At 42.9% G+C, this 22,294-nt stretch carries 19 protein-coding genes and 1 tRNA gene; 9 read left to right on the top strand and 11 right to left on the bottom strand.

The genetic code is table 11. From position 1 onward, the window contains the following. Window positions 1-34: 34 nt before the first annotated feature. Window positions 35-3,073, bottom strand: coding sequence for a SusC/RagA family TonB-linked outer membrane protein (locus WAA15_RS11600; protein WP_337043169.1), 3,039 nt, complete (start codon window positions 3,071-3,073; stop codon window positions 35-37). Window positions 3,074-3,359: 286 nt separating this feature from the next. Here WAA15_RS11600 and WAA15_RS11595 point away from each other — a divergent pair, with 286 nt between their 5' ends. Next, the gene (locus tag WAA15_RS11595) at window positions 3,360-4,223 is read left to right on the top strand and encodes an AraC family transcriptional regulator (protein ID WP_337042915.1); all 864 of its coding nucleotides are present in this window, start codon (window positions 3,360-3,362) and stop codon (window positions 4,221-4,223) included. Window position 4,224: 1 nt separating this feature from the next. Here WAA15_RS11595 and WAA15_RS11590 read toward each other — a convergent pair whose 3' ends face one another. Beyond that, the gene (locus WAA15_RS11590) at window positions 4,225-4,437 is read right to left on the bottom strand and encodes a hypothetical protein (protein WP_337042914.1); all 213 of its coding nucleotides are present in this window, start codon (window positions 4,435-4,437) and stop codon (window positions 4,225-4,227) included. A 44-nt stretch (window positions 4,438-4,481) separates the two neighbouring features. Further along, window positions 4,482-4,802, bottom strand: a complete 321-nt coding sequence (locus WAA15_RS11585; RefSeq protein WP_442892786.1) for a putative quinol monooxygenase — start codon at window positions 4,800-4,802, stop codon at window positions 4,482-4,484. Between the two features lie 281 nt (window positions 4,803-5,083). On the opposite strand from WAA15_RS11585, the gene WAA15_RS11580 reads away from it, so the two are divergent. Both WAA15_RS11580 and nagB read left to right on the top strand, forming a co-directional pair. After that, window positions 5,084-5,977, top strand: a complete 894-nt coding sequence (locus tag WAA15_RS11580; protein ID WP_337042913.1) for a PIG-L family deacetylase — start codon at window positions 5,084-5,086, stop codon at window positions 5,975-5,977. A gap of 188 nt (window positions 5,978-6,165) precedes the next feature. Then, window positions 6,166-8,088, top strand: a complete 1,923-nt coding sequence (gene nagB / locus WAA15_RS11575) for a glucosamine-6-phosphate deaminase (RefSeq protein WP_337042912.1) — start codon at window positions 6,166-6,168, stop codon at window positions 8,086-8,088. A 69-nt stretch (window positions 8,089-8,157) separates the two neighbouring features. On the opposite strand, the gene WAA15_RS11570 is transcribed toward nagB, so the two are convergent. From WAA15_RS11570 to WAA15_RS11560, 3 genes are read right to left on the bottom strand one after another with little or no spacing between them, the layout of a single operon-like run. Then, on the bottom strand, window positions 8,158-8,619 hold the full coding sequence (locus WAA15_RS11570) for a protein-disulfide reductase DsbD domain-containing protein (RefSeq protein ID WP_337042911.1): 462 nt from the start codon (window positions 8,617-8,619) through the stop codon (window positions 8,158-8,160). Between the two features lie 20 nt (window positions 8,620-8,639). Further along, window positions 8,640-9,374 carry a ribonuclease H-like domain-containing protein gene (locus WAA15_RS11565; RefSeq protein ID WP_337042910.1) on the bottom strand — a complete coding sequence of 245 codons (735 nt, stop codon included), beginning with the start codon at window positions 9,372-9,374 and terminating at the stop codon, window positions 8,640-8,642. A 27-nt stretch (window positions 9,375-9,401) separates the two neighbouring features. Then, window positions 9,402-10,205 carry a 1-acyl-sn-glycerol-3-phosphate acyltransferase gene (locus WAA15_RS11560; RefSeq protein ID WP_337042909.1) on the bottom strand — a complete coding sequence of 268 codons (804 nt, stop codon included), beginning with the start codon at window positions 10,203-10,205 and terminating at the stop codon, window positions 9,402-9,404. A gap of 340 nt (window positions 10,206-10,545) precedes the next feature. Here WAA15_RS11560 and WAA15_RS11555 point away from each other — a divergent pair, with 340 nt between their 5' ends. The 3 genes from WAA15_RS11555 (at window position 10,546) to fabD (ending at window position 13,772) form a co-directional block, all read left to right on the top strand. Beyond that, the gene (locus WAA15_RS11555) at window positions 10,546-12,174 is read left to right on the top strand and encodes an NADP-dependent glyceraldehyde-3-phosphate dehydrogenase (protein WP_337042908.1); all 1,629 of its coding nucleotides are present in this window, start codon (window positions 10,546-10,548) and stop codon (window positions 12,172-12,174) included. 116 nt (window positions 12,175-12,290) lie between these two features. Beyond that, complete coding sequence (locus tag WAA15_RS11550) at window positions 12,291-12,836, top strand: SPOR domain-containing protein (protein WP_337042907.1); 546 nt, start codon at window positions 12,291-12,293, stop codon at window positions 12,834-12,836. A 42-nt stretch (window positions 12,837-12,878) separates the two neighbouring features. Beyond that, window positions 12,879-13,772: an ACP S-malonyltransferase gene (fabD, locus tag WAA15_RS11545; RefSeq protein ID WP_337042906.1), complete on the top strand. Its 894-nt coding sequence runs from the start codon at window positions 12,879-12,881 to the stop codon at window positions 13,770-13,772. Window positions 13,773-13,825: 53 nt separating this feature from the next. Here the strand turns inward: fabD and WAA15_RS11540 are convergent, their stop codons facing one another. Next, complete coding sequence (locus WAA15_RS11540) at window positions 13,826-14,572, bottom strand: lysophospholipid acyltransferase family protein (RefSeq protein ID WP_337042905.1); 747 nt, start codon at window positions 14,570-14,572, stop codon at window positions 13,826-13,828. A gap of 135 nt (window positions 14,573-14,707) precedes the next feature. On the opposite strand from WAA15_RS11540, the gene WAA15_RS11535 reads away from it, so the two are divergent. After that, complete coding sequence (locus tag WAA15_RS11535; protein WP_337042904.1) at window positions 14,708-15,688, top strand: acyl-ACP desaturase; 981 nt, start codon at window positions 14,708-14,710, stop codon at window positions 15,686-15,688. A 58-nt stretch (window positions 15,689-15,746) separates the two neighbouring features. Here the strand turns inward: WAA15_RS11535 and WAA15_RS11530 are convergent, their stop codons facing one another. From WAA15_RS11530 to WAA15_RS11515, 4 genes are all read right to left on the bottom strand, one after another. Continuing rightward, window positions 15,747-16,772 (bottom strand): energy transducer TonB, encoded by a 1,026-nt coding sequence (locus tag WAA15_RS11530; protein WP_337042903.1) that lies wholly within the window; start codon window positions 16,770-16,772, stop codon window positions 15,747-15,749. Window positions 16,773-16,861: 89 nt separating this feature from the next. Further along, on the bottom strand, window positions 16,862-17,605 hold the full coding sequence (locus tag WAA15_RS11525) for a hypothetical protein (protein WP_337042902.1): 744 nt from the start codon (window positions 17,603-17,605) through the stop codon (window positions 16,862-16,864). 17 nt (window positions 17,606-17,622) lie between these two features. Further along, complete coding sequence (locus WAA15_RS11520; RefSeq protein ID WP_337042901.1) at window positions 17,623-18,375, bottom strand: GNAT family N-acetyltransferase; 753 nt, start codon at window positions 18,373-18,375, stop codon at window positions 17,623-17,625. 187 nt (window positions 18,376-18,562) lie between these two features. Beyond that, a tRNA-His gene (locus tag WAA15_RS11515) sits at window positions 18,563-18,636 on the bottom strand. A gap of 91 nt (window positions 18,637-18,727) precedes the next feature. Here WAA15_RS11515 and recG point away from each other — a divergent pair. Together recG and WAA15_RS11505 are read left to right on the top strand one after the other, a co-directional pair. Next, window positions 18,728-20,833 (top strand): ATP-dependent DNA helicase RecG, encoded by a 2,106-nt coding sequence (recG, locus tag WAA15_RS11510; protein WP_337042900.1) that lies wholly within the window; start codon window positions 18,728-18,730, stop codon window positions 20,831-20,833. 115 nt (window positions 20,834-20,948) lie between these two features. After that, the gene (locus WAA15_RS11505) at window positions 20,949-22,223 is read left to right on the top strand and encodes an Hsp70 family protein (protein ID WP_337042899.1); all 1,275 of its coding nucleotides are present in this window, start codon (window positions 20,949-20,951) and stop codon (window positions 22,221-22,223) included. The last annotated feature ends 71 nt before the right edge of the window (window positions 22,224-22,294 follow it).

Raw genomic sequence — 22,294 nt, 5'->3', positions numbered from 1 at the left:
TTAATAATTAAAATACTTTGTCAATAATTTCTGCTTAGAATCTGATATTCAAACCAAAAGTGGTTACCGATGTAGCCGGTACAATGTTCTCACTAACCGAAGTTGTTCCATTACCAGAAGATGTAATTGTTGCTTCTGGGTCAATGCCATTGTATTTGTCACGATACACAGACCAGATTTTAGGTTGCTGAATACTTGTGTACACACGCAGAGACTCCATACCTAATTTTTTAGCAATTCTTGGCGAGAATGTATACCCGAAATTGATATTTCTTAGCTTAATAAAAGTACCATCAAAGTAAATTAAAGTTGTATTATAAACCGGGAACTCCTGCGTGCTTTTCGGACGAGGGAACTCATTAGTTGGGTTATTTGGTGTCCAGTAATCAACTTTAATTTGTTCGTATCTACCTGCTAGCTGGTTTCTGTTTTGGTGGAAACCACTCACAATCATATTACCGAAACGGCCAAACAAGAAAGCTGATAAATCAAAGCCTTTGTATTCGAATCTGGTGGTAAATCCGGCATTAAAGTTCGGAATATCCGAGCCAAGCAATACTCTGTCGTCAGCCGTAATTTTACCATCTTTATTTGTATCCTGAACCTTGATTTGCCCAACCTCACTGCCATACGACTTAGCAAGGTCTGCTTCGTTCGATTGCCAGATACCTACTTTTTTATAATCGTAGTACGAGTTCAATGGATGGCCAATAAACCAACGGTTGCCTAAGTCATCAACTTTTCCGTTGTAAAGCGAAACAATTTCTTCTTTGTTTTTGCTGAAGGTGAAATCGGTAGTCCATTTGAAACCACTTGGCGAGTTTACGTTTACAGTCGTAAAGCCTAACTCAATACCTTTATTACGTGTCTGGCCAACGTTTCTGGTTACAGAGCCAAAGCCGATTGAACCCGGCAACTGGTCAGACAATAAAAGGTCGGTAGTATTGGTTTCATATAACTCTAATGACCCCTGAATTCTGCCTCTCAGGAAGCTGAAATCTAAACCGATGTTAGCCGTAGCCGACGACTCCCATTTCAAATCAGGGTTACCGATAGTGTTTGGTCTATACCCGAAAGCAGCGGCTGTTCCCCAAGCATAGGCTGTTCTTGTTAACAAACCTTGTGTCTGGTAAGGCGATACCCCCTGATTACCCACAACACCCCAACCTACTCTTAGTTTCAAGAGGTCAATCCATGAAACTTCTTTCAGGAATGTTTCATTGCTGATATTCCAGCCCAACGCAACACCCGGGAAATTACCATACTTGGTGTTAGCACCGAAACGGCTTGAACCATCACGGCGTATAGTAGCTGTTAAAAGGTATTTATCGTTGAAGTCATAGTTAATACGAGCCATGTATGAGTTGATAGTCCACTGAGTAAGGCTACTTCCTACACCCAATACAGAACTTGCATTACCTAAGTTATAAAACTGTTGCGTTTCTGCCGGCACACCCTGAACATCTGTTCTGAAAGTTTCATAATTATCTTTCTGGATTGAGTGTACCAAAGTAACACCCAAATTGTGCTTACCGCTGAACGTCTTGTTATAGGTAAGAATGTTTTCGAGTGTCCAGTTGAAACCAACTGTATTCTGGCTTGAAGCCTGAGCATCTCCGCCTTTACGGGCATTGGTAGCTGCACCGATGAATCTTCCCCATCTGGTAATAGTAAAGTCAGGGCCAAAGTTTACTCGGTATTTTAAACCTTCAAGAATTTTAACTTCAGCGTAAAGGCTGTTAAACAAACGATATTTTTTGGTCTGGTCAACTTGTGCGCCCGGCACAATTTCAGCCAATGGGTTAGTTAACAAGGCATCGTTCGTTGGCGAGAAAATAATGTTACCATTATCATCATAAGGTCTGGCCAGCGGGTTTTGCTGAATTGTCATGGCAAATGGGTTCAGGTTTTCGCCATTTCTGATACTATACATTGTATAAGACGAAATACCCACTTTAAGGTGTTTGTTAATGTTGTGGTCAATATTAACCCTTAACGACATACGGGTAAAATCAAGGCCGTCTGTTACACCTTTATCCTGAAAATAACCTCCCGAAATATAAAACTGTGTTTTGTCGTTACCACCCTGTACACCCAACGAATGGTTTTGCATTACACCATTGTGTAGAAGTAAATCTTGCCAGTCGGTGTTAGTACCATTGGCAATACCTCTGGCAACGGCAGGGTCACCACCCAATACGGCAACTTTAGCATCGGCAGCGGGGTCACCCACACCTGTTGGCACAGGGTTTCCGTTTGCATCTTTATAAAGGTTAGTAGCACGATAGGCCTCTCTTACGAACTCAAGAAATTCAGGGCCATTAAATAACTTGATTTTATCAAGCGGTGTCGAAACCCCGCCATAAGTATCAAAACTTACTGTGGTTTTTCCTTTAACTGCTCCTCTTTTGGTAGTTACAATCACAACGCCGTTAGCACCTCTGGCACCATAAATAGCGGTTGCGGTTGCATCTTTCAAAACCTCCATCGACTGGATGTCGCTTGGGTTAAGGTCTTCATACCCTGCCGAAAGCGGAATACCATCAACTACATAGAGTGGGTCGTTTCCGGCGTTGAACGAACGGCGGCCACGAATCAGGATTTTTGGCACAGCTCCGGGTCTTGAACCAGACTGAGACACATCAACCCCAGCTACACGGCCTTGCATAGCTTGGCCTAAGCTCGTAATGGGCATCTCCTGAATCTGCTTGGCACTCACCTGCGAAATAGCACCCGTTGTCTGGCTTTTCTTCTGAGCACCATAACCAACAACAACCACCTCGTTCAAGGCAGCCGCGTCTTCCTCAAGAGCTACATCCACAGAAGTTTTACCTCCCAAACTTACTTCCTGTGCTTTGTAACCAATGTAACTAAACACTAAAACCGCATTACTAGCGGCTGGCAATGAGAATTTTCCGGCAGCATCTGTAATTGCGCCCTGAGAAGTACCTTTTACCGTAACACTAACGCCTGGGAGAGGAGAACCCCCAACGTCAGAGACTTTACCCGAAACAGTCCGGCTTTGAGCTTGTGTCAACTGAACACTTAGTATGACAGCAAGCCCAATCAACATTTTTTGTAGTAGTTGTTTCATACAATTTTGAAAGGTTAAATATAAAATTAGGCTCCGCTAAAAAAAAGAAAATTTATTATTAGAATAGTTACAAATTTAGGTGGATATATAGGCTTTTACCACTAAAATTTAGTCATTTTCTAATATGATTTTGACATATTATTCAAACATTTAGACATTAAAAGCTAGGTCAAACGAATTTTGCCATTATATTTACATGTTTTTTAAAAAGGCTATCAAATGTGATAGAGCATCGACTGAACCGGAATTAATAGCGACCAAAGAAATGAAACCCCAATTGCTGAAAATATCAAACCCTGCCGATTACTCGTTTAATTTATTTGTGCAGGAGTGCCCGTTTTTCCCTACGCCCTGGCATTATCATCCCGAATACGAAATAGTGCTGATTCTTGAAAGCACAGGCAAAAAATTTATTGGCAGCAGCATTACTGACTATGGCCCGGGCGACTTATGTATGATTGGCTCTTACCTGCCTCATTACTACCGCAACGACGAAGAGTTTTATGCCAAAAACTCTGGCCTGAAAGCGCGCTCGCTGGTTATTCATTTTCTGGAAGATTTTCTGGGAGATAAATTTCTGGATGTTCCCGAGAGCCAAGCCATTAAAGCCTTGCTCGAACGCTCCAAAAGGGGGCTTTCTTTTGGCGAAAAAACAGTGCAGAAGGTAGAACCCAAATTCAAGAATCTGCCAAACCTGACAGGCATGAGCCGTTTGCTTGAAATGATTTCTATTCTGACGATTCTAAGCGAAAGTGAAGATAAACAAGACCTTACTACCAACCCTATTTCATTACGGAATGAAGTAGACTCGGCCCGTATGAATAAGGTATTTGAATATGTAATGCAGAAATATCAGGAGGAGATTCAGCTAAGCGATGTAGCCGAACTTGCCAATATGAGCGAATCGGCCTTTAGCCGTTACTTTAAAAAACGTACCCGCCGCACTTTCTCGCAGTTTCTTGCCGAAATACGCATCGAACACGCCTGCAAACTACTAATGGCCGATAAAATGAGTGTAGCCGAGATTTCGTTTGAAAGTGGGTTTAACAACCTTTCTAATTTTAACAGGCAATTCAAGGCTATCAAGAAGATAACCCCACTTACCTACCGAACCAAATTTCTGGAATAAACTAGTGTTTGGGGCAGTCACATTGGTTTTTACCTTTAAATATCCCCCAAAGGAAACCTTTTTTCTTGCGGTAAGAACCGTTTTTCTTTCTTCGGCCTTTGCCAAGCTCTTTTTTTACGCTGAGGGTTGTGTGTTTAGCATCAACACTTGCCTGCGAGAACTCCGGCATCAACACAAAAAGGCTTAAACTTAAAAGGATTATTATTTTTTTCATTGGTTAGTCTGTTTTCAGATTGAACGAAAAAATACAAACAAAAATTACACCACTATTACACTTTCCATCGAAAACGCTAGTGGTTTATCGGCAAATAAAACTTTGGTTCTGGCCCATGTTGCTCTGAAAAGTTCCGAATCCCTGTAAGCGTTCAGGTCCTCTTCCGAAAGCCAGTGGCTATGTGTCATAAAAACAGCAGGCTGGTGCAGGTCTTGCATTAGTTCAAGATACTGGCAGCCTTTCATGGCTCTGATTTTCTCTTTCGATTCTTCAAAAACGCTCAGGAAATCGGTCACTTTATCTTCCTGAAAACTCATTCTTACATAGCGTATCAGCATCTGACTAAGGTGGCTGTTATTAAGCAAATATATAAAAATTACTTACACCATTCATGAATCTATATCCTTATATATAAGATGCAGTTTTATAGCAGGCATAGCTGCAAGATTTTTGTACTACCTTTTTATGGCTTTTATAAAATATTTGTTTAAACTTCGTTGTTATTTATTTATGCCATGAAGGCTTTCTTTTGATGAATAGTCCGTTTCTGCAAACAGTGCTGATTCAAAAAAAGAAAACAGGGCTTTAGGCCCTATATTTGCCCAGCCCCAGTACTATTATTTTAACCTGATTTATATTAACGCCCATGAAAAAAGCCATTCATGCCCTGTGCTTGCTTCTGTTTTTAAGTACTTTCGGCCAAAGCCTTTACGCACAAGGCCCCAAAGTACTGATTATTACTGCCCACCCCGACGACGAAACCATGTTTCCGGTAACGGTTTTTAAAATTACCCACGAAATGAAAGGCACCGCCGACTTGGCCCTCATAACCGATGGTTCGGGCGGGTACAACGGCTTGATAGCCTCAAGCTATTATGGCAAAAACATGACCGATTCGGCCACAGGCCGCACCTATTTGCCTTTAATAAGAAAAAAAGAAATGCTTTGCTCTGGCGAGGTAATGGGCATCCGAAATTTTTACTTTTTCGACCAGATTGACGATTTCTATCAACTGAGCCCAGAGCCTTTTCTTTCAGGCGAACGCTGGGATATGGGCTACTGCGAACGCAAACTCGACAAAATTCTGGAACAAGGCAAATACGATTTCATTTTCTGTCTCGTTCCTGACGCTGGCCAACACGCACACCATAAGTCGGCCTCTATTATGGCTATACGGGCAGCGCAACGTTTTAAAGGAGCCAATAAACCCATTGTGCTTGGTGGCAGGTCGGCCAGTAAAGATTATACCTTTAGGTTTACAGAACTCGATGGCTACGCCGAAACGCATATTCTTGAAAAAGCCCCCGTGTTTTACTTCGACCGCTCGTTTGGTTTCGGCGAAAACAACAAACATAGCTACATGATTGTGGCCGACTGGGTAAAAGCCTGCCACAAGTCTCAGAGTGGAGACATGAACGCCGCCATGCACCGCGGCGACCTCGAAACCTTCTGGTATTTTAGCATAAACGGCGAGCAGAATCTCGAAAAAACCAAAACCTTTTTTGAACAACTCAAAAGCAGCGGGTTTCCTACAAAATAAAATATTATGCGCTTTTGGTTAGCCATTTTTACCTCTGGCGGGGTATTAAGATTGAGAATGGAAACCAATTTTTAAAAAATTTTAAAAATCATGCTTTTTGTACAACAAAAAAATGCTTTGGTATAATTAAAAGCCTTAAATTTGCCGAAATATCCTACTATTGCCTCTAAAACAAAACTACAATCATAATGGAACAGCAGATTATCACAAATGAACCTATTGCTTACGAGAAGATTCCAACCAAAATTTTTAAAGATTCAAAAGAAGCGTCAAAAGCCGTTGCACAGGAAATTGCCGATTTGATTCGGGAGAAACAAAAACAAGGCAAACAATGTATATTGGGTTTAGCTACCGGTTCATCGCCTAAATCTGTCTATGCCGAACTAGTAAGGATGCACAAAGAGGAAAACCTGAGCTTTAAGAACGTGGTTTCGTTTAATCTGGACGAATACTACCCTATGGAGCCAGACTCGCTGCAAAGTTATGTTCGTTTCATGAAAGAGCAACTCTTTGATAAAGTCGATATTCCGAAAGAAAATTATTTTATTCCTGATGGTACTGTTCCAGCCAATAAAATAAAAGATTTTTCAGAAGAATATGAGAGAAAAATCGACGCTTTGGGCGGGCTTGATTTGCAGTTGTTGGGTATTGGTGCCAATGGTCATATTGGTTTTAACGAGCCGGGGTCATTGATTAACTCAAGAACACGCCTCATGATGCTCGACCACTCGACACGTGTAGCAGCTGCCAGTGATTTCGGCGGAAGCCTTGTAAAAGTACCTAAAAAAGCCATTACGCTCGGAGTAGCCAAAATCCTGAATGCCAAAAGAGTAGTACTACTAGCTTGGGGCGAACGCAAAGCACCAGTTATTGCCGAAGCCGTAGAGGGGCGCGTAACGGAGTCGGTGCCTGCTTCTTACCTGCAAACACACGCCAATGCACTATTTGTAATTGACGAAAGAGCCGCTTCTGAGCTAACCCGCATGAAAACCCCATGGTTGGTAGAAGATGTAGAATGGACCAGCAAAATGGTGAAGAAAGCCGTAACCAACCTTTCGCTTTCGTTGGGTATTCCGGTACTGAAACTAACCAATAAAGATTATAACGATAACGGTTTGAGCGATTTGCTGGCACGCCACGGGCAGGCTTATGAAATCAATATTGATGTATTTAACCAATTACAACATACTATTTCGGGCTGGCCGGGTGGCAAACCTAATGCCGACGACACCAACCGCCCTGAAAGAGCTTTACCAGCCAAAAAACGCGTCATTATTTTCAGCCCTCACCCTGACGACGACATCATTTCGATGGGTGGAACCTTCCAACGACTGGTTGACCAGGGCCATGATGTACACATAGGCTACCAGACCTCAGGCAACATTGCCGTAGCCGACGACGAAGCCATCCGCTTCATCGATTTTGTGGTTGATTTTAACCATAAGTTCGGCTTTGAAAGCAAAGAAACCAAAGCCTTGTTTAAAGAAGCCAAAGAGTTCCTGAAAAACAAGAAAGATAGCGACGTAGATACTCCGGCAGTAAGATATGTAAAAGGGCTTATCCGCCGAGGCGAAGCCAAAGCTACCTGCCGTTTTGTGGGTATTCCTGACGAAAACGTGCATTTCATGGATATGCCATTCTACGAAACAGGGCGTATCGAGAAAAAACCACTGGGTGAAGAGGATATTCGCGTAGTAGCCGATTTAATCGAACAGGTAAAACCACATCAGGTGTATGCCGCCGGCGACCTTGCCGACCCACACGGCACACACAAAGTTTGTCTGGACGCCATCTTTGCTGCCATAGAACGCCTGAAACACAACAATTTCATGAAAGATTGTTGGGTATGGTTATACCGCGGTGCATGGGCCGAGTGGGACATCCACGAAATCGAAATGGCTGTACCAATGTCGCCAGACCAAGTGTTACAAAAACGTATGGGTATCTTCAAGCACCAATCACAAAAAGACGGTGTGGTGTTTCAGGGAACCGATGCGCGCGAGTTCTGGCAACGTGCCGAAGAGCGTAACAGAGCCACCGCTGGTTTATACAACCAATTGGGCCTTGCCGAATACGAGGCAATGGAAGCCTTTGTAAGATGGAAGTTTTAAGACACCCTGATAATAATGAAAAAGGCGTTTGAGAACTCAAACGCCTTTTTCATTATAGACAAACTTCATTTAAATCGTTTTTACTTCAAACTTGAACTTATCTTTGTTTGGTACACATTTGCCATCTTTTGTGGTACAGGTCTGGCATTCGATTTTGCCTTCAATAACCGGATTAGCCTTTGTAATTTTTACCTTCTGAATAAACTTGGCTTCGTGTTCAAAATATTGCACTTTGCCACCCCAAATATCATCATATTTTTCTTTAGGCTTTACTGGTACCAGTTTCCCCACCAGCGTGTAAGTATCGTTTTTAGTGAAATTGGCAGTAGTAGGCAGCGGGCCATCCACTTTTAATTCAGACGAGTACATATACCAGCTATCATCTATTTTGGCAGTAAATACAAGGTCAATTGTTTCGCCTACTTTTGCCGAAGTTTTTGAAGGCGTGAAAGTCCACTTGGCAGGTTTCAGAATCTGTGCCGAAGCTGCCAGCGACGTGGCAAACAAACATATAAAAAGAATTTTTCTCATGCTTTTTTACAAAATTTATCCTATAAAATTACTTCTATATTATTTTCATTTATTAACGGCCAATTATTCATTTTCATATATAGTTGTGTTAAAACTATTATCGAATCGGCGCAGTATCTTTCAATTTTGGCTTTATCTCTCTCCTGATAATAAATTGTGTTAATTAAATCGCCACTTACTTCTGTGGTTCCGCCCGGAATCCCGAAAATAGCGGCCAGCAAATCCTGCGCCACATAGTGTTTAAAATCTCCGAACTTCCACAGGTCAAGCGTATCAATATGGTTTATCTCCCACGGTTTTTTGCCCGTTACCTGCAATATTCTTGGCAGCGTAATACCATTTACCAGCATCCGGCGGCAAATATAAGGGAAATCAAATTCCTTGCCATTGTGCGCACAAAGCATCAGGTTAGCTCCGGCTTTGTGTTTTTCGAGAATAGTTTTAAACTGCTCCAACACCTCGGCTTCCGCCTCCCCCCGAATCATTTTTACCCGAAGTGTAGGTTCCTGAGTATCGTCAAGAAAAATACCACCAATACCAATACAGACAATTTTACCAAACTCGGCATAAATCGACGAGCGTTTCAGGTAAAAGTCAGCGTCGGGTAAATTATCGTTGTTATGTAAATAACCCGCTTTTTTGAGCCAAAGTTCTTTTATGCGTTCATCCAGCAAATCCAGATGTGGCTCCTGCGAGACAGTTTCAATGTCTATGAAAAGAATATTCCTGAGGTGCTTAAGCGTATTTTCATCCATTCTATTGTGTGTATTTACTTAACAAATTTACATAAATTTTGTAAGAAAATAAATCAATAAGCCCAGTAAAATCCAGTATATTGGCAAAAGGAGCATAACCAGCCCCCCCGTGATTGAATCGAAGAAAACCGACCCTCTCGTTAGCTTTCTCGACACCGCCGTTGCCGCCGCATTAAGCGGAAAATTAACAACCAAGCCTATATAATACCACGGGTTTTTCCAGAAACTCGGCTTAGGTAAAGGCACATCTAATAACTTGTTCAGCTTATCGCTCAATATCCGGTTAAACTCTTTCAGGTACAACCCTTCAGTGGCATCCTGAGGCAATTCTTCTTTTTGTAGGGGTTCGCCAACATTTACCTTAACTATTTTACCAAACTTGTTAAAGTTGTTATAAGTAATGGCTACTGGTACTATTGTCAGGTCCATGTTATCGCCCCATGCTTTTTGCGCCAGCCTGCCAGTGCCTTTTTTAAGGGGCAGCAGTTTTGTCTGGTTAGTACATAGCCCTTCCGAGAATATCAACACTATTTCGCCTTGCCTGAAAAGCTCAATACACTTTTTAAAAGTTTCGTCGTTATCGCCCAGATACTCCTTCCCCTCCGACAACCTGTACATCGGCATCATATAAAGGCTCGATAGTGCTTTTTTTGCCAGCGGTTTCTTGAACACATCGCCACGCGCCAGCGACCAAATTCTTCGCTCGTAATGCCCACAAAGCACAACGGCATCAAAGAACGAATTAGAGTGATTAGAAGCCAGCAGAACGGCTCCTGATTTGGGTATGTTTTCTAAACCAGTAAATTCAATACGTTTAATAAAGAATTTCAAAAGAAAAGGAGAAAAAACTCTCAGAAAATCGTAAAGCAATGTTTAAGTATATTTAGGGGGTAAAACGAAATTTAACTAACCTTCAAAATTCAGAAGAAATAAGGTCTTCTGCAAATATTCGGGGCAGATTAGTATTTGTTTAACATTTAATAGTAATTTTTTGTCCAATATTTCACAAAAATTAAATTCTGTTTGGTTTTCTGAACGGGGTCTGTAATTTCGTCGCTGTTTTACAACAAAACTTCACCCGCGTGTGTTTACCTATTAACAGATGCCAGCAAAGAAGGCCCACAGAGGTTTCTGGGAATATTTAACACACGCTTCAATCCAAAGAATAATTATGAGTAACCTACAAGAAAAAATTACGGCCATTTTTCCTGCTGCCGACCAGATTCCTGAAGCCTACCAGATACAACCCGTTCACCAGAGAGAATACCTCGTTGGGGGCGAAATGCGCCAGTGGGCAGGCCCTACACAAGATGTATACTCGCCGGTTTATATCAAAGGCGAGGGGGGTAAGTTTGAAAGCAAGTATATAGGCAGTTTCCCTATTACTGATGTACCCGAAGCCATGGAAGCACTCGACGCCGCCGTAAAAGCCTTTGACAACGGGCGTGGCGAATGGCCTACCATGAGCGTTAGCGAACGTATCATCTGCATGGAGAACTTCATTAAGAAGATGCTCGAAAAGAAAACCGAGATAGTTAACCTGCTGATGTTTGAAATCGGGAAATCGCTGGCCGACTCAACTAAAGAATTTGACCGTACTGTCGAATATATTTACGATACTATCGACTGCCTGAAAGATATTGACCGCGCTTCGTCAAGATTTAAAATCGAGCAGGGTATTATCGGGCAGATACGCCGCTCGCCGTTTGGGGTTGTGCTTTGTATGGGGCCGTTTAACTACCCCCTCAATGAAACCTATACCACGCTTATTCCGGCAATTCTGATGGGTAACACCATTCTTTTCAAGCCACCAAAACACGGCACACTTTTGCACTACCCTATGTTACAGGCGTTTAAAGAGTGTTTCCCGAAAGGCGTAGTAAATACTATCTACGGGCGTGGCGCAACAGTGGTGCCGCCTATTATGCAAAGTGGTAAAATCAATATTCTGACCCTCATTGGCTCAAGCAAAGTAGCCAACGACTTAAAGAAAATGCACCCGAAACTGAACCGCCTCAGAGCCGTACTGGGCCTTGATGCGAAAAATGCCGGAATTGTACTCAAAAACGCCGATGTCGAGCTATCAGTAAAAGAGTGTATATTGGGTTCGTTGTCATTTAACGGGCAGCGTTGCACAGCCATCAAGATTATCTGGGTGCATCGTTCTATTGCCAAGAAATTCCTGAACAGATTTACCGAAGAACTCGAAAAACTGAAATTTGGTATGCCGTGGGAAGCAGGCGTTAACCTGACCCCACTACCTGAACCCAACAAACCTGCCTACCTGACCGAGTGTATTGCCGATGCCAAAGCTAACGGAGCCGAGGTAATTAACGAAGGTGGTGGCACGGTAGTTAATTCGTTTTTCTATCCGGCGGTTTTATATCCGGTCAACGAAAAAATGAAAGTATACAGCGAAGAGCAATTCGGGCCGCTGATTCCGATTGTGCCTTTCGACGATGTTGAAGAGCCTATCCAATACCTCATTAACTCTTCGCACGGGCAGCAGGTAAGTATTTTTGGCACTAACTCTGACCAGATTGCCAACCTGATTGACCCCCTCGTGAATCAGGTAAGCCGCGTAAACATTAACGCACAATGCCAGCGCGGGCCTGATACCTTTCCGTTTACGGGCCGTAAAGACTCGGCCGAAGGCACATTATCGGTTGAAGATGCCCTGAGGGCCTTTTCTATCAGAACCGTAGTGGCCACAAAGGAAACAACCGAAAACAAAAAGATTTTCAATGAAATTGTAGAAGAACATAGCTCACATTTTCTGTCTACAAAATATATCTTTTAAAAAATTGCCCCACTCACATGGGGCAATTTTTTTTAGTTTTTACGTTAAAAGAGAATATTTTTCTAATTTTGACAAAAATTTAAAAGAACAAAATCCCAAACTAGAAACAAAAACCTATGAAAGTCTTCTCAAAAATAGTATTTTGTCTTTTACTCACGGGAGTTTTTTCTGCCTGTAAAAGGTCTTCTATCTCAAGCGGCAATACCTTCATTGGCGACTATGACGAAGATTTGTCGGCCGTAAGAGTAACCTATGACAAAAAACCGGCTACCGAAATACACGACAACAAGGTTATTAAAGACAACTACCGCAACGACTCAAAAGACGAGCTTCCGATGCACATAAACAAGCAGCTCGATGCCGCCCTTGACTCCATGTCGGTACATAATAAAAATATACGTTACTCGGCAGGTTACAGAATTCAGGTATATGTAGGCAACGAACGCCGAGAAGTTGACGAAGCCAAAGCATTCATTTATCAGAATTTTCCTGACCTCAACACGTATCTTACTTTCAGCCAGCCAACGTATCGCCTCAAAGCCGGCGACTTCACCAGCCGTATGGATGCCGAACGTTATTATAATACCATTCGGCAGCGTTATTCGCTGGCTATGATAGTGCCTGAAAAAATAGATATTCGCAAAAGTATGCAGACGCGATAAAAACCTAACAGATTATTTCATATAAAGCATTCTTATTCATTTATGACAGCTTATGTTTTTCCCGGTCAAGGGGCTCAGTTCAGCGGAATGGGCAAAGACTTATACGAGAATTTCCCCCAAGCCAAAGCACTTTTCGATAAAGCCAACCAGATATTAGGTTTTGATATAACCAAAATTATGTTTGAAGGAACCGACGAAGAACTCAAACAAACCAATGTTACTCAACCAGCGGTTTTTCTTCACTCGGTTATTATGGCATTAAACACGCCCGACTTCAAGCCTGATATGGTAGCGGGGCATTCGTTAGGCGAGTTTTCTGCTTTGGTTGCTGCCGGAGCGTTATCATTTGAAGATGGCCTCAGACTTGTTGCACAACGCGCCGATGCCATGCAACGCGCCTGCGAACTGACACCCTCAACAATGGCCGCCATTCTGAATCTGGATGATAAAACCGTAGAAGATATTTGTGCTGCTATCTCGGCCAAATCGGCCGAAAACATAGTAGTAGCCGCTAATTATAACTGCCCGGGCCAATTAGTTATTTCGGGGAGTATTTCGGGCGTAAACATTGCCTGTGAAGAACTAAAAGCCGCCGGAGCCAAAAGAGCATTAGTATTGCAGGTAGGTGGGGCGTTCCACTCACCATTAATGGAGCCAGCACGCGAAGAACTAGCCAAAGCTATTGAAAACACTACGTTCTCTGCGCCTTCATGCCCTATTTACCAAAACGTAAATGCTAGCCCTTCGACCGATATTGAAGTGATTAAAGCCAACCTGATTGCCCAGTTAACAGCCCCTGTCCGCTGGACACAGTCGGTACAGAATATGGTAGCGGGTGGTGCAACCAAGTTTGTAGAATGTGGGCCGGGTAAAGTATTACAGGGCTTGGTAAAGAAAATAGCCCCCGAAGCCGAAACCGCAGGCGTAGCTTTATAATGCTATTCTTTGTAACAAAAAAGAGACGTAATTCCTTACGTCTCTTTTTTGTTTTATGCCTGCTTGCTGTATATCACTTTCGCTATGGCTTCTTTGGCCTCTTCGGCTATTTCGGTAGTGGTTTTGCCTTTAGGTTCTATGCCTTTCAGGGCCGTCCACGACAATTTTGAAAACGAAGTTAGTGGAAACATCCCATTGGTGGGGTTAAATCTTCGTGTGCCTTGTATGGCTATCGGTACTACCAAAGCATTCGGTGCTTTTTTGAGCAATGCCGAAATTCCGCCCTCTGCAAAAGGTTTCATTTCGTCGGTCTTTGACCTCGTTCCTTCTGGGAAAATAACCGCCGAGTAATTATGCTCATGTATATACCTGCTTAATTTCAGAATTTCTGCTACTGCCTGCTTGGGGTCTTTACGGTCAATAAGGGCTGCACCACTTTTGCGCAGGTTGTACGAAATACTCGGAATACCCTTGGCTAATTCCTGTTTAGAAACAAAAATTGGCTGGTGTTTTCTTAAAAACCAGATAATCGACGGAATATCAAAAGTACTCTGGTGATTAGCAATAAAAATAATAGGGCGGTCGGTGGGGTATTCTTCCAATTGCTCGAATTTGACGGTTGAGCCTGTTACGTAATAACTCGTTGTAAGCATCAGATTAAAGAAATCGACCGACTTCTTATGCGCTTTTTTGCCAAAAACATTAAAAGCAATTACCTGAACTACATGAAAAATAACTAATAATAGTCCAAAATAGAGTAAATAAACAACGCTAAGTATGTAGTCAAGAAGTTTTTTCATGAAGTTTTTTTTTCTGCAAAATTAGACAGAAAAAGCTCTTTATCATAAATTAAAGTCAATCTTTTACTGTTTTTAGCTAAATAAACCGTACTTTGCAGCGTTTTTACAAAAAAAAGAGCTTTAAAAAATACTGTCATGGAATTATCCAATTTAAGATTAGAAGTAATGAAGTTTGTCGGACAAAAGATAGATACTTTTGTTGAAGAGTTTCTAAAACCCATTGAAACCAACTGGCAACCTGCTGACTTCCTACCGGATGCAACAAACGAAAACTTTTTTCAGGAAGTAAAGCTACTTCAGGAAAACGCCAAAGACTTGCCATACGATTACATAGCCGTACTCATTGGCGATACTATCACAGAAGAGGCACTCCCTACGTATGAGTCATGGCTAATAGATGTAGTGGGCGTTGACCAAGTAGACGAACCCAACGGATGGGCAAAATGGGTACGTGGCTGGACAGCCGAAGAAAACCGCCACGGCGACCTGCTGAATAAATTTTTATACCTTTCGGGGCGGGTAAATATGCGCGCCATGGAAACCTCAACCCAGTTTCTGATTGCCGACGGCTTCGATATTGGCACAGGCCGTGACCCTTACCGTAACTTTGTTTACACGTCGTTTCAGGAGCTTGCTACTAATATTTCGCACCGCCGCACAGCTACGCTGGCCAAGAAATTCGGCAACAACCTGCTTTCTAAAATGTGTGGTGTAATTGCTTCTGACGAAATGCGCCACGCCAAAGCCTACAAAACTTTTATCAGTAATATTTTTGAAGTAGACCCATCCGAAATGATGCTGGCCTTTGAAGATATGATGAAAAAGAAAATTGTAATGCCTGCGCACTTCCTGCGTGAAACAGGGGTAAAAATCGGGCAGACGTTCTCACACTTCTCTGATGCCGCTCAACGTTTAGGCGTTTATACCACCGTCGATTACATAGAAATTATGGAGTCTTTGCTGGATGAATGGAAGATTTCGAGCGTAATGAACCTGAACGATGCAGGCGAACGCGCCAGAGATTACCTGATGGCACTGCCTAACCGATTACGCAAAGTAGCCGAACGGACTAAAGCCCCAACACTTGAATATCAATTTAGCTGGATTGCCTCTTAAGACAACCCGCGCAATATAGTTATAAATCCTGCCTTGCTTCGCTAAAGCTCGGCAGGATTTACTTTTTACCAGTATTACAGAATTTCTCCCACAACTCTATGCCTTTGGCTTGTTGCAGGTTTCTTAGTTGTAATAAGTCTTCACACATTTTTTTAGTGTCTTTTTTCAGGGCATAGGCACTTGCTCTGCCATAGTAGGCATCAACATTGAGGGGGTTTTTGTCGAGGCTCAAGGTATAATTTCTGATGGCCTCATTATAGTTTTTCAGGGTCAGGTAGTATTTACCTTCCATCAGGTAATCGTTCGATTCCTGCATTTTTTCTTCTTCCGATTCCTCCAGCACGCCATTCTTGGCATTCTCTTTTTCTGTCCACCCCAAATCAAAACCCATCATTACCTCAATATTTACGGGTTGGCCCTCCCATATACCCGGTTTCCATTTACCCTCGGTCTTCTTGATAGCGGCAATAAGGCGGTTATTAAATTTCTCGTTTGTACTTCTTAAAATTTCAATTCCTTTTACTTCACCTTTTTTGGTAATGATGAATCGGGTATAAAAATCGCCGGTTCGGAAATCAGGGAAATCGAAGTTTTCAGAAATAAACTGAGAGGCCGACTGCTCGCCATCTATAAAAAAAGGCTCCAGATAATTGGGCTTATACACATAAATGGTATCGCCCCCGCGTGTGCGGTATTTTTCCGGCACAAAACCCAGATTATACAAATGAGCAGGGGTAAAAATAACTTTCAATGAGTTAGCCGTCGAGTCAGCACTTACTTGTTGTAGAACCAGCCTTACATCATTTACTGACTCTACTTTATAAAGTACATCGGTGCCAATAACAACCGTGTCTCCTTTTATTTTAAAGGGTCTATCTCCGGCTTTGCCGTCATACACCACCCGTAAAGTACCATCTTTACGAAAAATATAACGCAGCTGCACATCTCTTACACTTTTATTTAAAATAGGGCTACCGTCTTTCAGACGAATCTCTTCTTTTATCCAGTCTCCTACTAGTTTTTCCTGTAAGTCTTGCGCAAAAGCTACTGACGAAACGAAAATTAAAATCAAAATTCTAAACATACTGTACATTCATAAGTTGCGAACGAAGTTAATAAAAACCCAAAGAAATTATTGCACTTTGGCAATTTTTTTCCGCTGGTATTAGTTGGCTATTGTTTTACCAGTTTGTCATAAATAACCTTTACCTGCATATCTCCAAAGCCATATACCCCTTCCCGCCTGTTAAATTCACTAAAAACCTTGTAAAAATCGGTTTCTCCCTGTTTCATGATGTCAGTAAGCACACTTTCGGGTCTGCTGGGTTTGCCGCCGTCAGAAAAACGCTCAATATGTGCCCGGCAGGCTTCTGCCAGATACGGAAAACACGCCGACTTCGTTAATGCCAACGCCTGCAAAGCCTCAAGATTATGGGTTTTATAGGCTTGCCAGAGTTGTCGGGCCAGTACAAAATCCTGTTCATGAAACCGCACCCTGCCATGCAGGCTGGTTTGTAAGTCTTGTGCATTAGCCAAACCATACTCTTTCCACTTATCGGCCTCATCCAGAAAAACAGGATACACCACATAAACATCTTTGCTAATAACGAGGCTATCAATCAGCCACAACACAAACCACATATTGGTCTGGCAAAATAAATCATAGCCAAACCAGAGGTTAAACACCGAATGATTAGGCGCAAGCATAATTTTTTCAAACTCGCTTACCACATAAGCCTGATACTCGCCTAGCGTAGTACCTAAGCTCTCGGCCCTGTTCTGCCAGAATTCCGACAGGCTATCTCCATCCAGATTGCCGTCAATCAGGGCTTCTCTGGTAATAATCAGTTCGCCTGTTATATCGGCTTTTTTAAAAGTTTCGGCCAGTGCATCGCCGTTCAGTATGTGGTAAGTCATGTTATATTGAAAGTTTATCATTGTTTCGGTTTTATTTCACCCATAAGCATACAGCCCGCTACCTTCAGGCCGCCTTTGAGTAAGGTAGCTTTCGATGCCTTGTTCTGCACATTACAACGCGCTGCCGGCACCCGCCCTGCCAGATAACACACCCGCCTTAATTCCTGAATAATAAATGCGCCTAGCCCTTTGCCGCGTTCACTTTCTTTTACTTCCATGTATAAATCGGCAAAAGGTGGGTTATAATGCAGCAGGAAATCGCCCGAAGCCACTATTTCGCCATTTTTTTCCAGCACATACCCGCTGCCATCCTCTACTTTCCGGCCAAACGTAGCTTCATAGTCAGCCTTTGCCCTAAAAACACCCTCGGCTATACTTAAAGTAGTGGGGCGGTCATCTTCAAATAAAATAACAGGGGCATGAATGCGGTCGGCAAACTCATACAACATTGAGCTAAGCAGTTGGTCGTTGCTCTGGCACTCAATAAAGTTAACACTTGTTTGTTGTATCCATTCAGCAAAAACCCTACTGGCCAGATACCTATACGGCGGAATCAGGTAAAATTCAAAGATAGTATTTCTGTCGGCAACTTCCTGTCCTTTTATGGCCCCATAACCAATAGGCTGTGTATCGGCATAAATCAGGTAAGAATCCGTCCAGCCACGTTCGTGGTAGGCATTATACCTGATTTGCCGGTTCATTTCCTGCAAGTATAAGGCGCGTAAAGGTAAAACATCGTTGAGTGTTACTTTGGTAATATTCAGATTCATGGAGCATGGATAAAACTCAATAAGGCTATTGGAGGGTATTTTATTGTGTTAATTAACGGTTTTTTGAGAAATTAATCCGTTGGCCTGTGGTTATAAATAAATCAGCCCGAAAACAGTGATTTTTGCGAAATTTTGAGTAGCTTAGAAAAACAAAATCCCCTCGAATATAATATCCAAGGGGATTAAGGGAGGCTTATGGGGTTCGAACCCACGACCTTCGGAACCACAATCCGACGCTCTAACCAACTGAGCTAAAACCTCCATCTTGTTTTAGGACTGCAAATGTAGCGACTTTTTATAAAAAATCAAAAAAAATTTGCTCATTTTTGCCCTTACTACTAATTTCGACACTATGAGCCAGAGAAGAACATCTTTTTTTGATACTAATATTGAATATATTCGTGGCTTAGGCCCTACCAAAGCCGAGCTATTGAATAAAGAATTGAGCCTCTTCACTTATCGTGATTTCATAGAATATTACCCTTTCCGCCACGAAGACCGTACGCAGTTTCATCGGATAAGCGAACTCAACGAAGCCATGTTTGCGGCACAAATCAAGGGGCGTTTACGCTCATGGGAACGCATCGGCGAAGGGTCAAAAGAAAGGCTGGTAGCTCAGTTTACCGACGGTACCGGTATTATGGAACTTACTTGGTTTCAGGGTATTACCTTCATGGAAAAAAGCCTACGCCTGCAAGGCGACTACATCGTGTATGGCAAACCTGCCCTTTTTGGCAGCAAATGGCAGATTACCCACCCTGAAATGGATATTCTGACACCAGAAAACGAACGCGGTGGGTATTTTCAGCCGGTTTATTCACTTACCGAAAAGCTACGGAAAAGGTATATCGACAGCAAGCAGATAAGCCGCTGGATGAAAACACTGCTCGAACAGGCACTGCCGTATATCCGCGAAACCTTGCCCCACTCGCTGGTGCAGAAGTTCAGGCTTATTTCAAAACAGGAGGCCATTTACCATATACATCTGCCAATTAATGCCGAGGCACTCAAACAGGCAAGAAGACGGCTGAAATTTGAAGAACTGTTTTATAACCAGTTCAGGCTTATTAAACAGAAACTCATCCGTCGGGAAGACTACGCCGGACAGATTTTTACCAAAACCCAGTTACTGACCGAGTTTTATCAGCATCATTTACCCTTCGACCTCACCAATGCACAGAAAAGAGTAATCCGTGAAATTTTTCAGGATTTACGCTCAGGTAAACAGATGAACCGCTTATTACAGGGCGATGTAGGCAGTGGCAAAACCATTGTAGCGTTTATAACCATGCTACTGGCTATTGATAACGGCGCACAGGCGTGTTTAATGGCCCCTACCGAAATTCTGTCCGACCAGCACTATACGAACCTGAAACGTTTCGCTGATTTAATAGGCATCCAGATAGCCGAATTAACGGGCTCGGTGGGTAAAAAAGCCCGCCGTAACATTGATGCAGGCTTGCAGGATGGCAGCCTGAATATTCTGGTTGGCACACACGCCCTGCTCGAAGACCACGTGCAATTTAATAACCTGGGGCTTTGTATCATCGACGAACAACACCGTTTCGGTGTGGCACAAAGAGCCAAACTGTGGGAGAAAAACCCTAATTTCAGGCCACATATTCTGGTCATGACGGCCACGCCTATTCCCAGAACACTGGCCATGACCCTCTACGGCGATCTGGACATCTCAATCATTGACGAGCTTCCTTCGGGCCGTAAGCCTATTAAAACCATTCATCGCTACGACTCCGACCGCCTGCGTGTTTTTGAGTTTCTTCGCACCGAAATCCTGAAAGGGCGGCAAGTGTATATTGTTTATCCGCTTATTGAAGAATCCGAAACGCTTTCTATCAAAAACCTGATGGATGGCTACGAAAGCATTGCACGGGCTTTTCCCGAATACGCCCTCAGCATTGTACACGGCAAAATGGGCTGGAAAGAAAAAGACTACGAAATGCAGCGTTTCAAGAACAAGGAAACGCAGATTCTGGTAGCAACTACGGTTATCGAAGTAGGCGTTGATGTACCCAACGCCTCGGTGATGCTCATCGAAAACGCCAATCGTTTTGGCTTATCACAGTTACACCAGCTTAGAGGCAGGGTAGGCCGTGGGGCCGAGCAATCGTATTGTATTCTGATGACCGACTACAAGCTCAGCAAAGAAACCCGCACGCGTATTGAAACCATGGTACGCACTAACAACGGCTTTGAGATTTCAGAAGTAGATTTATCGTTAAGAGGGCCCGGCGACATGGCAGGCACACAACAAAGTGGTATGCTCGATTTAAAAGTAGCCGACTTAGCCAAAGATGGCGAAATACTAAAATATGCCCGCGAGTCGGCCGTCGAAATTCTGGAAAACGACCCCGACCTGCAAAGCCCCGACAACGCCCCCATCAGGTCGCATATCGAGCATTTGCGCAACAACGAAACCAACTGGAGCCGAATAAGCTAAGACTGACCTTATTGTGCCGTAAATACGTGTGCCTGAGATTTTATTCTGCCAAAGGAAACTTTTTGTGCCGGATTAACTGTTGTGTTTTTCCCCACTAAATTTTCCAGATTCACTCATGAGCCAGTATATTTACGGAATTGATTTTGGCACCAGCAATTCTGCACTTGTTATTCTTGATACCCACACGAACAATATCGTTAAATTATTTACAACCCCTTCTTTATTATTTTTTCCAGAAGCAAAAACGGCTTACGAAGGCTTTAACTTCTCGATAGGCCATGAAGCCGTAGAACGTTACGTAGAGAACCGCCGCAAAGGCCGTTTCATGAAATCTATTAAAAAGGTATTACCCAACAAAAGTTTTATTGATACCCGCATTAATGGCAAAAGCTATAAAGCCGAAGATTTGGTGTCGCTGATTCTGATTCATCTGAAAAAACAAGCCGATGAGTTTCTGGGCCAAAACATCACTACTGCCGTAATAGGCCGCCCTGTGGTGTTCGACGAAAACCCCGAAAAAGATGCACTAGCACAGGAAAGGCTATCAAAAGCTGCCCGAATTGCAGGTTTTACCGAGTTCTATTTCCAGATGGAACCCATAGGAGCCGCCTTTACTTACGAACGCCAGCTAAACAAGCAGGAACTCGTATTGGTAGCCGACTTTGGCGGTGGTACTTCCGATTTCTCGCTGATGCGCCTCAACCCCGACGCCATTCATCTGGCCGACAGGCGAACCGACATGATTGCAAAAGGCGGTATTTATATTGGCGGCGATAGTTTTGACTCCGACATTATGTGGTACAAAGGCACTACCCACTTCGGCCGAGGTGTAAAAGAAGAATTTACTCCCGGCAAACCACTCGACCTGCCCCTATCCTATTTCCAGAATATCTGCTCTTGGGAGAAAATGAACTTTCTGGATACCCTACGTATGCGTACTAACATCAGTAAGTCGTATATGTTTTCAGGCAAAAACCCGTTGGTGAAAAATCTGCTTACCCTCATTGAAGACAACCTCGGTTATATTCTTTTTAAACAAATAGAAAAAACCAAAATAGACCTCACCCATCAGGATGAAGCCTTTTTCGAGTTTAACCAGCATGAGATTGATTTCAGCGAGTTGGTTACCCTCAATGACTTTGAAAACAATATTATTCAGAAAAATCTGGATAGGATTAACCAATACCTCATTGAATTTCTGAACAGGCAACAAATAAATCCTCAGGACATTGACGCCATCTTCATGACGGGCGGAACATCAATGGTAAGGCCCTTGAAAAATATTTTTGTTGAGCGTTTCGGCGAAAACAAAATCAAATCGGGCGATAACTTCAATAGTGTTGCCATGGGGCTGGCTTATAGCTATAAAGTGGTGGCACAACCTGCCTGATACACCACCCAAACAGCATAAAATCTGTGGGCGAACACCACAGATTTTATCTGGCAAATAAACAAAGGCAA

This window comes from Emticicia sp. 17c (genome assembly GCF_037153985.1).
Taxonomy (GTDB): Bacteria; Bacteroidota; Bacteroidia; order Cytophagales; family Spirosomataceae; genus Emticicia.
The sequence above is the reverse complement of the archived record's forward strand: the minus strand, read 5'-3'. Positions and strand labels throughout refer to the sequence as shown.

Bases quoted from the DNA above. Each gene is read 5' to 3' on its own strand.
- WAA15_RS11600 (WP_337043169.1), bottom strand. From the start codon at position 3,073: ATGTTGATTGGGCTTGCTGTCATACTAAGTGTTCAGTTGACACAAGCT.
- WAA15_RS11595 (WP_337042915.1), top strand. From the start codon at position 3,360: ATGAAACCCCAATTGCTGAAAATATCAAACCCTGCCGATTACTCGTTT.
- WAA15_RS11590 (WP_337042914.1), bottom strand. From the start codon at position 4,437: ATGAAAAAAATAATAATCCTTTTAAGTTTAAGCCTTTTTGTGTTGATG.
- WAA15_RS11580 (WP_337042913.1), top strand. From the start codon at position 5,084: ATGAAAAAAGCCATTCATGCCCTGTGCTTGCTTCTGTTTTTAAGTACT.
- nagB (WP_337042912.1), top strand. From the start codon at position 6,166: ATGGAACAGCAGATTATCACAAATGAACCTATTGCTTACGAGAAGATT.
- WAA15_RS11570 (WP_337042911.1), bottom strand. From the start codon at position 8,619: ATGAGAAAAATTCTTTTTATATGTTTGTTTGCCACGTCGCTGGCAGCT.
- WAA15_RS11565 (WP_337042910.1), bottom strand. From the start codon at position 9,374: ATGGATGAAAATACGCTTAAGCACCTCAGGAATATTCTTTTCATAGAC.
- WAA15_RS11555 (WP_337042908.1), top strand. From the start codon at position 10,546: ATGAGTAACCTACAAGAAAAAATTACGGCCATTTTTCCTGCTGCCGAC.
- WAA15_RS11550 (WP_337042907.1), top strand. From the start codon at position 12,291: ATGAAAGTCTTCTCAAAAATAGTATTTTGTCTTTTACTCACGGGAGTT.
- fabD (WP_337042906.1), top strand. From the start codon at position 12,879: ATGACAGCTTATGTTTTTCCCGGTCAAGGGGCTCAGTTCAGCGGAATG.
- WAA15_RS11540 (WP_337042905.1), bottom strand. From the start codon at position 14,572: ATGAAAAAACTTCTTGACTACATACTTAGCGTTGTTTATTTACTCTAT.
- WAA15_RS11535 (WP_337042904.1), top strand. From the start codon at position 14,708: ATGGAATTATCCAATTTAAGATTAGAAGTAATGAAGTTTGTCGGACAA.
- WAA15_RS11530 (WP_337042903.1), bottom strand. From the start codon at position 16,772: ATGTTTAGAATTTTGATTTTAATTTTCGTTTCGTCAGTAGCTTTTGCG.
- WAA15_RS11525 (WP_337042902.1), bottom strand. From the start codon at position 17,605: ATGACTTACCACATACTGAACGGCGATGCACTGGCCGAAACTTTTAAA.
- WAA15_RS11520 (WP_337042901.1), bottom strand. From the start codon at position 18,375: ATGAATCTGAATATTACCAAAGTAACACTCAACGATGTTTTACCTTTA.
- recG (WP_337042900.1), top strand. From the start codon at position 18,728: ATGAGCCAGAGAAGAACATCTTTTTTTGATACTAATATTGAATATATT.
- WAA15_RS11505 (WP_337042899.1), top strand. From the start codon at position 20,949: ATGAGCCAGTATATTTACGGAATTGATTTTGGCACCAGCAATTCTGCA.